The sequence below is a fragment of the Streptomyces sp. NPDC060027 genome (assembly GCF_042737005.1).
Lineage (GTDB): Bacteria > Actinomycetota > Actinomycetes > Streptomycetales > Streptomycetaceae > Streptomyces.
Genome location: NZ_JBHWVI010000268.1, coordinates 1 through 10,540 on the forward strand (window position 1 = coordinate 1; position 10,540 = coordinate 10,540).

Consider the following 10,540-nt stretch of genomic DNA (forward strand, 5'->3'; position numbering starts at 1 on the left):
CGCACACCCCGGGGGCCCCCCCCCTCTTGGTGGCCCCACTCGGGGGGGGCGGGCCCCCCCCCCCCCCCCCGCGGCCCGGGGGCCCGCCCCCCCCCCCGCGCCCCCCGCCCCATGTGACCTCACGGTGTTCGAGGTGAGTCGTCGTACGTCATGACGGCCCGGCCACGGCGGCCCGCTCCGGGGCTCGCGGGATCGTCTGTGCCTCCGCCGCGAACCAGTCGACAGTGCGTCGCAGCCCCTCTTCCAGAGGCACCCGCGGCTGCCAGCCGAGCCCCTCGCGGGCCCGGGTTATGACAGGACGTCGGCGGACAGGGTCGTCGACGGGCAGCGGAAGATGGCGCAACTCGCTGCTGGACCCGGTGATCCCCATCACCAGCTCCGCCAGTTCCCGCACCGTGCGCTCCTCCGGATTGCCCAGATTGAACGGGCCCGGCTCGGCGGAGTCGAGCATGGCCACCAGCCCACGGACCAGGTCGTCGACGTAGCAGAAGCTCCGCGTCTGGGTGCCGTCGCCGAATATCGTCAGCGGCTCCTCCTGGAGCGCCTGCCTGATGAAGCTGGAGATCACGCGGCCGTCATGCGGACGCATGTGAGGGCCGTACGTATTGAAGATCCGGACGATCCCGGCATCGACCCCCTGGCTGCGCCGGTACGCCATGGAGAGAGCCTCCGCGAATCGCTTGGCCTCGTCATAGACGCTGCGAGGGCCTATGGGATTGACGTGCCCCCAGTAGTCCTCGTCCTGCGGATGCACCGCGGGATCCCCGTAGACCTCACTGGTGGATGCCAGGACGAAGCGCGCCGCGTGGCTCTCGGCCAGCCGCAGCATGTTCTCGGTTCCCCGGCTGCCGACCGCCAGCGTCTCGAGCGGATGGTGATGGTAGTCGGCAGGGGACGCGGGAGACGCGAGGTGCACGACGGCATCGACCGTCCCGGAGACGCGGAAACGCTCCGTGACGTCGCACGGGGCGCAGTGGAAGCCAGGCCGACGCAGCAGACGGGCGATGTTGGCCTCGCGGCCCGAGGAGAAGTTGTCCAGGCAGTAGACGCTGTCACCCCTGCGGAGCAGTTCCTCGCACAGATGCGACCCCAGAAAGCCGCTGCCACCGGACACCACCACACGCATGGGATTCTCCTGCCTCTCAGTCGAGCCGCGGACGGCCCGGAGCGCTCAGCCGCCAGCCCGCCGAGTGCCAGGCCTCGGCGTCAAGGGTGTTGCGGGCGTCGACCATGGCCGGGCTGCGCACCACAGTGGCGAGGGCGGCGGGGTCGAGTTCCTGGTACTGGGGCCACTCGGTGAGATGCAGGACGACATCGGCCTGCTCGCACGCCTTGGTCACGTCCAGGGCGTACTGCAGGTCGGGGTACGCGGCGCGGGCGTTGTCGACCGCTTCCGGGTCGTGCACCCGGACCCGGGCTCCGCGTCGGCGCACCGCCTCCGCGACCGCGAGTGCCGGCGAATCCCGTACATCGTCGCTGCCGGGCTTGAAGGCGGCCCCCAGAACCGCCACGTCGCGGTCCTCGAAGCTGCCGCCGACGAACCGCTCGGCGAGGTCGACGGTGCGCCGGCGCTGCCGTGTGTTGATCTCGTCGATCTGGCGGAGGAACGCCACCGACTCACCTCGGCCGATTTCCTCCGCCCGCGCGGCGAAGGCTCGGATGTCCTTGGGCAGGCAGCTGCCGCCGAAGCCGAGGCCGGGGGCCAGGAAACTGGGGCCGATACGGGAGTCGGTGCCCATCGCCCCGGCGAGAGTGAGCACGTCCGCGCCCATGACGTCACAGATCTCGGCCATGGCGTTGATGAAGGAGATCTTGGTGGCGAGAAAGGAGTTCGATGCCACCTTGACGAGTTCAGCGGTCACGGTGTCGGTGGCGATGAACGGCGCGCCGGCCGCCATGAGGGGCGTGTAGACCGCGCGTAGCCGCGCCTCGGCCTGTTCCGAGCGGACGCCGGCCACGATGCGTTCGGGCCGCAGGGTGTCCTGGACCGCGGACCCCTCGCGCAGGAACTCGGGGTTCCAGGCGATGTCGGCGCCGGTCCCGAGCAGCCGTGCGGCCAGCCGGTCCGCCGTACCGACCGGCACGGTGGACTTGCCGACGACCAGGGCCCCGTCGGGGCCCGCACCGCGCAGACCGGGTGCCAGTCCGTCCACCACGGCCTCGACATGGCGCAGGTCGGCGGCGCCCGTGTCGGGCCGCTGCGGGGTGCCGACGCAGACGAAGTGCGTGTCGGCGAACAGGGCGGCCTCGTCCAGCGATGTGGTGAAGCGCAGCAGGCCTGCGGCCACCGTCCGCTGAAGCATCCCGGACAGGCCGGGCTCATGGAACGGGGGATGCCCGGCGGCGAGCGCCGTGACCCGCTCCTCGTCGACGTCGACGCCGAGGACCTCATGGCCTATCTCCGCCATGCAGGCGGCGTGGACCGCTCCGACATAGCCGGTACCGATGACGGTGAGGCGCATGTCACTCTCCGAGAAAGACCGTATATTTACGACGTATACGTACATAGTCGCCCCAGGATGGGCTGAGGTCAACGCGGGTCGTGGAGAGGTCCATGAATCCAGCGGCCTCACGGCCCTGCCGGTCCGGCCGGAAACAGCGGGCGCCGTGTCGCCGGCGCTGCGCCCGGATCGCCTCGGCCACGGCCGGCAGGGGATCATCCAGGCCGATTCTGACGAGGAGAACGGGCACCCCCGTGTCCGGCACGGAGGCGCACTCCTCTCCGGGAAGCATCTCCAGAAAGGTACTAATATGGGCGAAGATCATGAATCTACCCAATAGTCATGGATCGCCCGTATCCCTTGTCCCCGGCAAGCGAGGGTCGTGCCACTGACGGCCCGGCGAGGTCAGGTATGAAGACACCCGCCAAGATGTCCTCGCTCTCCGGTTTGCTGCCCCTCTACTTCCCGCGGGCGCTGGCCGGCCTCGACGACCGCCTCCGGGCTCACTGGCTGGTACGCGGCGCCGCTCCCGGGGACATCACCGTGGTGCGGCGCCGGACGCTGCCCGAGGCGGGCCTGCTGATGTTCGAGCTGCGCCGCGGCGCGGGAAGCCTGGTGGTCAAACACCCCCGCAACGAGGCCGGGGCCGGCGTCACGGCTCGGGAGCGGGAAGTCCTCCAGGAGCTCGCCGCCGACAGCAGGCTCGCCCCCTGGCGCCCTCTCCTGCCTCGAGCCGTCGGCTCTCCCGGGCCCGCTGGGACCCTTGCCCAGAACACGCTCCCGGGCGTCCCGGCGGAGCGACTGATCCTGGACACCCCTGACGACCCGTACGCCGTCGTGGCTCCCGCCATGCGACTGCTGGCAGAGCTGTGGGCCGCCACCGGACGTCGCCGTGCGGCAGCCGACCGGGCCGAGGTCTGGTGCGAGGCGCAGCTGACGGCGCTCTCCGCCGGAATGCCCCGTTACCGGTCCGGCCGGCGAGCGGCCGACTTCGAGGCACTGCGCCACCGGCTGGACGCGGCCCTGGCCGGTGCCGTGCTGACCGAGGGCTGGACCCATGGCGACTACCACCCCGGCAACGTGCTGCTCGGCGGTGTCCCCCTCCGGGTCACCGGTGTCTTCGACTGGAGCAGCGGCCGCGCCGACGGGCCGTGCGAGATCGACGCCTACTCCTTCGTACTGGCTCTGCGCAGTACCCTCACCGGCCGCCCGCTGGGTGGCCTGGTCGCCGAGACCTTGCGCGCCGGCCGGGTACCGGACGCCGACCGCGCCCTGCTCGCGCTGGCCGGGTTGGACCCGGACCGCGATGTCGCCGATCCGGTCGCGATTCCCCTGCTGAGCTGGCTGTGGCATGTGGCGAACAACGTCCGTAAATCTCCGAGGTTCGGCCACAGCTACGGATGGCTCACGCACACCGTCGCGCCCGTGCTCGACGAATGCGCCCGCTGGGCCGGCGCGCGGTCGTTACAGCCTCGGCGCCACGCGAGATCAAAGGGAATGACCATGCCCGCGAACACCGGCTTCAGCGCCCGGCACGAAGCGGCCGGTAAAGGGGGCACCCACGACTCCCGGCAGCGGCCGCCCAGTGGCGACCGGCCCCCTCACCCGGGAACCGGTCTCCCACACCAGTCAGCACCGCGCACCGCGGCTGTCGTCCGGGTTCGAGTCCTCCACGCCCGGGCTGTTCTTCACCGGACCGGCCGCCGCCCCCGGCTTCGCTCCGTGCTGCGGTTCGTCGCCCGCACCGGATGTGCCGCACGCCGGGTGGCCGGCTCCGTGGCGCCCGCGACTCACACCCGCCCATGACGTCACGGAGCGTGGTGCTCAGTGTGCTCATGCTGTTGCTTGTGGCATGCGGCGCCTGCGGTCCCACGCCCGGAACCGCGGAGTCCGGGCCCCCGGTGCCCGGCGACTGGCGACGGGTCTTCCACGACGACTTCGACGGCTCACGTCTCGACAAGGCCCGCTGGACCACGTGCTACGACTGGAACGACCGCGGCTGCACCATCAGCACCAACCACGAACTGGAGTGGTACCAGCCCGGTCAGGTCGCCGTGAGCGGGGGGAAACTGACCCTCACCGCCCAGCGCCGGGCCACCCGTGGCAGCGACGGAAAGCTCTACCCCTGGGTGTCCGGCATGATTTCCACCGGCCGGGACAACTGGTACGCCCAGCCACGCGAGACCTTCACCTACGGCTACTTCGAGGCGGCGATCCGGATCCCGGAACAGGGCGGGATGGCACCGGAGTTCTGGATGATGCCCGCGAGCCGCTACACCCCACCCGAGATCGACGTCATGGAGTTCCTCGGCACCACGGACAAGCTGTCGATGTTCGTGCACTGGCGGAACGCCGAGGGAGCCAAGAGGAAGCAACGGGGGACCTTCACCTCGGCCGGCTTTCCCGACGGCTACCACGTCTTCGCGGTGCTCTGGGAGAAGGACAGACTCGTCTGGTACGTGGATGGGGTCGAACGGTTCCGGGTGACCGCCCCCGAGCGCATTCCCCACGTGCCCATGGAGGTCATCCTCAACCTGGCCGTCGGCCTCCCCTACACACCGCCCCCGGGCACCGTCTCGGCGCGCATGCTCGTGGACTGGGTCCGGGTCTGGCAGCGGTGACGCGCTCTCAGCGGTCCGCGCCTCTGTGGCGTCCGGCCGGCGGTCAGGCGGGTATCGCCCGGTACGGCCGCCCGGCCACCGCTCTCGCCCGGCGGTAGGCCCGCCAACCCCTGGTCCGCAGTCCCTCGGCGAACGGTGCCACGGGTGCCCCCTCACCGCTGGTCCAGAGCGCGAAGCGGTCCCGGCCGGTGTCGGCCCGGACCATGAGCCGGGCGAACCTCAACGGGTCGTCCCTCTCCGAACTGAATGCCGAGGCCGCCCGGATGGCGGCGGCCGAGGTCCAGCCGGCCTCCCGTACCAGCGAGCGAACGGTGCGGCTGGAATAGCCGTGCGGGTAGGCGAACGAGTCGACACGGTGCCCGAGCGCGTCCTCGATCCGCCGCTTGCAGCCGGCCACCTCCTCCCGCACCGCCGCCCGGGGCAACGTGTCCAGTTGCGGATGGGTCACGGTGTGTCCGCCGATCTCGATTCCGGCCGCGTCCAGCTCCCTGACCTGCGCCCAACTGAGCGTCGCCACGGACGGGAACGGTCCGCCGCCCGACGGCCGGCCGGCAGCGCTCAGGGCGCCCGTGGTCACGTACAGGGTCGAGGGAAGTCCCCGTGCGGCGAGCAGCGGAGCCACCGTGGAGGCGAAGTCCGCGTATCCGTCGTCGAAGCTCAGCACCGCGGACCGCGGTGGCAAGGGAGGACCGCCGAGCAGTGCCGCGACCAGCTGCCGCAACGGGACCACGTGCAGCCCGCTGTCGGCGATCATGTCCAGATGCTCCAGGAACGTGCGTGGACTCACCGTGAACCGTGCCAGCCACGGCGGTGAGTCGTCAGACACCGCGTGGTAGAGGAAGACGGGTACGCCGCTCATGACCGGGCGAACGTCGTCGGCTCCGCCGCTCCTTGCGGACGCCGGGAGAAGACATGGGTACCCAACGGCCGGATCGAGCCGACGAGGTAACCGGTGACGGTTGCACACACCCCCCCGGACAGTGCCCCGATCGTGCCCAGCGCGCCGGGTCGCCAGATCCGGGTCAGGTTGCGGGCGAGGGCCCGCGAGATGGTCGACCGCAGGTACACGCGCTCGTTGGCCAGCGCCGGTCCGCGCCCGCAGCGCCGTGCCACCAGTGCCTTGGACAGTCCCTCGATGTAGCAGCGGTTGCGGAAGTAGGCCCAGCCGGCACGGGACTCGGGGACCCGGTGCCGTATCTCGGCGGCGGGCTCGTACAGCAGGACGGACTCCGGGTCGCGGGCGGCGATCCGCAGACACAGGTCCGTCTCGTCGCAGCTCGCCACCGGACGGCTGCCCACGCGTCCGAGGGCGTCGAGAAAGCCGCCGACGGTGATCAGTTCCGTTCTGCGGAAGGACATATTGGCGCCGATGAAGTTACGGACGCGGGCGGTCTGCCGGGGCTGTCCCCGGTAGGAGCAACCCACCACCCAGTCGAATTCCGGCGGGAACCACGCCGGTCGCCCGGTCACCCACCACGGCCGGACGAACCCGCCGACGCCCACCACGCGGGGGTCGCCGTAGGGCGCCAGCAGGCTGCGCGTCCATCCCGGTTCCGCGGTGGCGTCGTCGTCGAGGAAGGCCACCACGTCGGCCTGTGAGACCGCCACTCCGGTGTTGCGGCCGCCGGACAGACCACGCCGCCTCCGGTTCGGCACCACGCGGACGCCGGACAGCTCCCGCTCGGCCCGCTCCAGGAGTTCCTGGTTGTGGTCGACCACCAGCAGAACCTCGTCGGCGGGCGGGTCCTGGACCAGCACCGACGCGATCGCGGCCCGCAGGTCCTCCCAGCGGTCAAGGGTGTAGGCGCAGATGACGACCGACAGGGTGGGGACGGTGCGTTCGGTGGAGAGAGCGCTGTTCATGATGACCCTTCAGGGACGGGGACGAGCCAGCGGGACCAGGACACGATCAGGAAGCCGGCGATCACGCACTGGGTGACGAGCCAGGCGATGCCCGCGCCCACGACGCCGAACTCCGGCAGCAGCAGAGGGGTGAGCCCGAGCACCAGGACGCACATCGCCACCTGCAGCGACACCGCCCAGCGCAGGCGCCGCCGGGCCCGGGCCACGTCGATGGCCACGCTCAGCAGCAGGTTCGGCAGTGCGGACAGGGCCAGTAGCCGCAGCAGCGTGCTTCCTTCGGCCGCGTACGCGGCCCCGAAGAACGACAGGATCTGCGGGGCCGCGGCGACCAGGACGACCGTGACGCCGCCCAGCAGCAGACCTGAGTGACGCAGGACGCGCCGGGACTGCTCCACGAGTCGTTCGGGTCCGCGCACGGACTCCGCGAGCAGCGACGTTCCCATGTTGCGGGCGAGCAGGTAGGGCACGTAGGCGACGCTCCAGGCCACCGCGAAGTAGGCGCTCTGCTCGGCACCGAGGCTGTTCAGCACGATCAGCGGGACCAGGGTGTACCCGGCGGTCCGGAACAGGGAGCCGAACCAGTCGGCCGCGGCGTAGCCGAGCATGCGGGGCGGTGGTGGCGCGGTCCTCGTTTCCCGCTCGTGGCGGGGAATGCCTCTGCCCATCAGGACGGAGTTGGCCACGATCAGCGAGACCACGAGAGCTCCCGCCCACGACAGCAGTATCCCGGAGAAGAGGCCCAGGGCGGCTCCCAGAGCGAGCAGCAGAATCTTCGTGAAGGCGAAGATCAGGTTCTCGCCCACGACCCAGCCCGGCAGGCGGACCGCGGTGAGCGCGCCGTCCTGCAGCACGAAGACGGCGTAACCGGCGGTCGCCACCACGAAGCAGCTCGCGGTGACCGGTGTCAGCAGGAAGCTGAGCCTCGGTGCGACCACCGGCACCATCGCGAGGAACGCCACGGCCACCACCACGCTGAAGGACGTGCTCGCCGCATAGCAGGTGAGGACCATGCGGCGGGTGCGGCTGCCGGCGGTCGGCACGAACCGCACCAGGAAGTCGTTCAGGTTGAGCTGACCGATACCCGTGAGCAAGAGGGATGCGGCGAGTGCCGAGGAGCTCAGGCCCACGGTCCGCTCGTCGTACCAGTGCGTGGCGAAGGTCCAGAAGAAGAAGCCGAGGCCGGCGTTGACGAAGGAACTGACCGCAAGGACGTGTCCCGTGCGGAGCACGGGCTCGCCGGGGAGCGCGGCGGCCACACCGGCGCGCAGCATGCTCAGGGGGCGGCGTCGCATACCGGCTCTTCTCGCGGCTGAGTCGGTCACCGGACTGGTTTCCAAGCCGCTCACCTCACCATCGGCTTCCGGCGCCGGCGCCGGTGAGACGTCCGCGGAGATAGCCGCAGGGGCCGTAGACCATCCCCCGCACTTCCAGGAGTGCCAGGTGCCGGGACCAGTCGGCCTCGGGATCGGCGCCGCGGTCGCGTGATCTGGTGATGGCGTAGCGGATGCCGCGGGGCAGCCGCCGCAACAGGGCGGGCAGCCGGCGGGGGTTGCTCAGCAGCGCGCCGGTGAGATAGGCGCCGAGGCCGGCGCCGTAGCCGAACGCCTGCGCGGCCACGGCGTCCCCCGTGCGGCGATGGCAGTGCCAGACGATGGCACTCGGCTGGTAGGCGAGCGTGTGACCGGCGGTCAGGATCTCGAAGAAGGCGAGCAGATCGTCACCACCCCGGCCGGGCGTCCCGGCACCGGTCGCGGTGTCGAAGCCGCCCAAGGCGCGGAGCACATCGGCACGGAACGCCATATTGGCGCCGGAGCCGAAGCGGCCGGCGGTGAACGGGAAGAGCGGGTCCGCCGGCGGATCCAGCAGTGACCAGGTGCGCGGCACGTAGCCTTTCGCGAAACCGCCCTGCCGTTCCAGGGCGCTCTGGGCCGGGGTCTCCAGTTCGGCGGGCACGATCAGCCCGGTGACGCAGCCGATCCGCGTGTCGCGTGCGAAGGTCTCGGCCAGCGCCGACAGCCATCCGGGGTCGACGAGCGTGTCGTCGTCCGTGAAGGCGACGATGGATCCACGTGCCCGGGCGAGCCCCAGGTTGTGGGCACGGGCCAGCCCGGCGACGGATTCGCGGACGTACTGGACCCGTCCGGTGAAGTCTCCGCGGACCAGGGCTTCGGTCGCACCGTCGGCCGGAGCGTTGTCGATCACGAGGATCTCGAACTCGGGGTACGTCGAGCGCAGCAGCGAGCGCAGGCAGCGTCTCAGCTTCTCCGGCCGGTCACGCGTGGCCACGACCACGCTGATGACGGGTTCCGGGTGGAGTGCGTGGCGCCGGACGCCCCGGCACGGCCACTCGTCCGTGCCACCCTCCGACGGTCCCTTCCGGTCCACGGCGCGGTACCGGGCAAGCGGCCCGGCCAGTTCCACGCGGGCGGTACCGGCCAGCGCCCGCCACAGGCCGTCGGGCCCGGAGGCATCAGCGGCGCTGACCATGCCCAGGGGGCGACCGTGCAGTCGTACGAGTGCCCGGGCCTGTCCCTCCGGCCGGACCGGCCCCCGGTCGCCGGGCAGCCGGAACTCGCCCGGACGGGCCAGGTCGATGTCGACCACCGGCACCGGGGGCCGGACGCGAGGGGAACGAGCCGAGGCGGAGTTCACTCCGCGCTCATCTCGGGCCGGGCGGCGGAAGGCCGGGTGGCGGCGGATCGGGCGCCCGGCCGTTCCGAGAGCAGGGTGCGCAGCACCCGGCGCCCGTCGGATATGGCGTGGAGGTTCGAGCAGCCGCTGCGCCGGGGCAGTTCCAGGCTGGGGACCTCGGCGATGCGCAGACCGGAGCGCAGGGCGTGCACGATCATCTCGGCCTCGATCTCGAAACCGGCGGCGTGCAGGTCGAGCTGGTCGAGGAAGCTGCGCCGGAAGGCGCAGAAGCCGTAGCACAGATCGGTCAGACTGGCGTGGTAGAGCCGGTTGGCGGCCATCAGGAGTACATGGTTGCCCATCTTCCGGACGGGAGTGATGTCGAGCGAACCACCGCCCGCGACGAACCTCGAGCCCTTGACGAAGTCGTAGCCGTGTTCGAGGAAGTGCACGAAGTGGGGGATCTCCGCCGGTGACATGCTGCCGTCGGCGTCCATCATCACGACGAAGTCACCCTTCGCCTCGAGGAAGCCGGTACGCAGCGCGTTGCCCTTGCCGGGACCGCTCTGTCGCACGTTGCGCACGGTCGGCAGGCAGTGCTGCGCCATGGGGACCGTGGCGTCGGTGGAGTCGCCGTCGACGAGGATGACCTCGTCCACACATGCCGGGATCTGCTCGAAGACCCAGGCGATGTTGCGCGCCTCGTTGAGGGCGGGGACGACCAGGCTGACGGTGCCGTGTGCCCCGGCTTCCCGCTGGTCACTGATGATCGGCTCGTTGTACATGATCATGCATCTCCGAGTGCCCGCCTACGGCATATGTTTACAACGTATATCTACACCTTTACCCGATTTGCCTGCGACGTCAAGGTGACGACAGGTCGCTACGGACGACTCGAGAACGCCCCCGCCGGGCAGGCGCGGGCGGAGACGGTGTTCCGGAGGTGCGGGACTTCCGCGACGCCTCACGTGGACCGTCGTGGCG

10 protein-coding genes are annotated in these 10,540 nt (G+C 70.9%); 2 read left to right on the top strand and 8 right to left on the bottom strand.

What is annotated here, in order from left to right:
* Window positions 1–148: 148 nt before the first annotated feature.
* Genes ACFWBT_RS37985 through ACFWBT_RS37995 form a run of 3 tightly spaced genes read right to left on the bottom strand, consistent with a single transcriptional unit; the run spans window position 149 to window position 2,766 of the window.
* Window positions 149–1,126 (bottom strand): UDP-glucuronic acid decarboxylase family protein, encoded by a 978-nt coding sequence (locus tag ACFWBT_RS37985; RefSeq protein WP_385707858.1) that lies wholly within the window; start codon window positions 1,124–1,126, stop codon window positions 149–151.
* 16 nt (window positions 1,127–1,142) lie between these two features.
* Window positions 1,143–2,462, bottom strand: a complete 1,320-nt coding sequence (locus ACFWBT_RS37990; protein WP_385707861.1) for a UDP-glucose dehydrogenase family protein — start codon at window positions 2,460–2,462, stop codon at window positions 1,143–1,145.
* Between the two features lies 1 nt (window position 2,463).
* Complete coding sequence (locus tag ACFWBT_RS37995; protein WP_385707863.1) at window positions 2,464–2,766, bottom strand: hypothetical protein; 303 nt, start codon at window positions 2,764–2,766, stop codon at window positions 2,464–2,466.
* An 86-nt stretch (window positions 2,767–2,852) separates the two neighbouring features.
* Here ACFWBT_RS37995 and ACFWBT_RS38000 point away from each other — a divergent pair, with 86 nt between their 5' ends.
* Window positions 2,853–4,247: a phosphotransferase family protein gene (locus ACFWBT_RS38000; RefSeq protein WP_385707866.1), complete on the top strand. Its 1,395-nt coding sequence runs from the start codon at window positions 2,853–2,855 to the stop codon at window positions 4,245–4,247.
* Between the two features lie 29 nt (window positions 4,248–4,276).
* Complete coding sequence (locus ACFWBT_RS38005; RefSeq protein ID WP_385707869.1) at window positions 4,277–5,062, top strand: family 16 glycosylhydrolase; 786 nt, start codon at window positions 4,277–4,279, stop codon at window positions 5,060–5,062.
* Window positions 5,063–5,105: 43 nt separating this feature from the next.
* On the opposite strand, the gene ACFWBT_RS38010 is transcribed toward ACFWBT_RS38005, so the two are convergent.
* From ACFWBT_RS38010 to ACFWBT_RS38030, 5 genes are read right to left on the bottom strand one after another with little or no spacing between them, the layout of a single operon-like run.
* Window positions 5,106–5,921 carry a polysaccharide deacetylase family protein gene (locus tag ACFWBT_RS38010; protein WP_385707871.1) on the bottom strand — a complete coding sequence of 272 codons (816 nt, stop codon included), beginning with the start codon at window positions 5,919–5,921 and terminating at the stop codon, window positions 5,106–5,108.
* Window positions 5,918–6,925, bottom strand: a complete 1,008-nt coding sequence (locus ACFWBT_RS38015) for a glycosyltransferase (RefSeq protein WP_385707873.1) — start codon at window positions 6,923–6,925, stop codon at window positions 5,918–5,920. Before ACFWBT_RS38015 ends, ACFWBT_RS38010 begins: the two co-directional genes overlap by 4 nt.
* A complete protein-coding gene (locus ACFWBT_RS38020; protein WP_385707876.1) occupies window positions 6,922–8,217 on the bottom strand; it encodes a lipopolysaccharide biosynthesis protein in 1,296 nt (431 codons plus the stop codon). The genes ACFWBT_RS38015 and ACFWBT_RS38020 overlap by 4 nt, the downstream gene beginning before the upstream one ends.
* Window positions 8,218–8,272: 55 nt before the next feature.
* Complete coding sequence (locus ACFWBT_RS38025; RefSeq protein WP_385707879.1) at window positions 8,273–9,577, bottom strand: glycosyltransferase; 1,305 nt, start codon at window positions 9,575–9,577, stop codon at window positions 8,273–8,275.
* Window positions 9,574–10,347, bottom strand: coding sequence for a glycosyltransferase family 2 protein (locus ACFWBT_RS38030; RefSeq protein WP_385707882.1), 774 nt, complete (start codon window positions 10,345–10,347; stop codon window positions 9,574–9,576). Before ACFWBT_RS38030 ends, ACFWBT_RS38025 begins: the two co-directional genes overlap by 4 nt.
* Window positions 10,348–10,540: the final 193 nt, after the last annotated feature.

What these genes read in the sequence shown, in the direction of transcription:
- ACFWBT_RS37985 (WP_385707858.1), bottom strand. Translation starts at nt 1,126, where the DNA reads ATGCGTGTGGTGGTGTCCGGTGGCAGCGGCTTTCTGGGGTCGCATCTG.
- ACFWBT_RS37990 (WP_385707861.1), bottom strand. Translation starts at nt 2,462, where the DNA reads ATGCGCCTCACCGTCATCGGTACCGGCTATGTCGGAGCGGTCCACGCC.
- ACFWBT_RS37995 (WP_385707863.1), bottom strand. Translation starts at nt 2,766, where the DNA reads ATGATCTTCGCCCATATTAGTACCTTTCTGGAGATGCTTCCCGGAGAG.
- ACFWBT_RS38000 (WP_385707866.1), top strand. Translation starts at nt 2,853, where the DNA reads ATGAAGACACCCGCCAAGATGTCCTCGCTCTCCGGTTTGCTGCCCCTC.
- ACFWBT_RS38005 (WP_385707869.1), top strand. Translation starts at nt 4,277, where the DNA reads ATGCTGTTGCTTGTGGCATGCGGCGCCTGCGGTCCCACGCCCGGAACC.
- ACFWBT_RS38010 (WP_385707871.1), bottom strand. Translation starts at nt 5,921, where the DNA reads ATGAGCGGCGTACCCGTCTTCCTCTACCACGCGGTGTCTGACGACTCA.
- ACFWBT_RS38015 (WP_385707873.1), bottom strand. Translation starts at nt 6,925, where the DNA reads ATGAACAGCGCTCTCTCCACCGAACGCACCGTCCCCACCCTGTCGGTC.
- ACFWBT_RS38020 (WP_385707876.1), bottom strand. Translation starts at nt 8,217, where the DNA reads ATGCGACGCCGCCCCCTGAGCATGCTGCGCGCCGGTGTGGCCGCCGCG.
- ACFWBT_RS38030 (WP_385707882.1), bottom strand. Translation starts at nt 10,347, where the DNA reads ATGATCATGTACAACGAGCCGATCATCAGTGACCAGCGGGAAGCCGGG.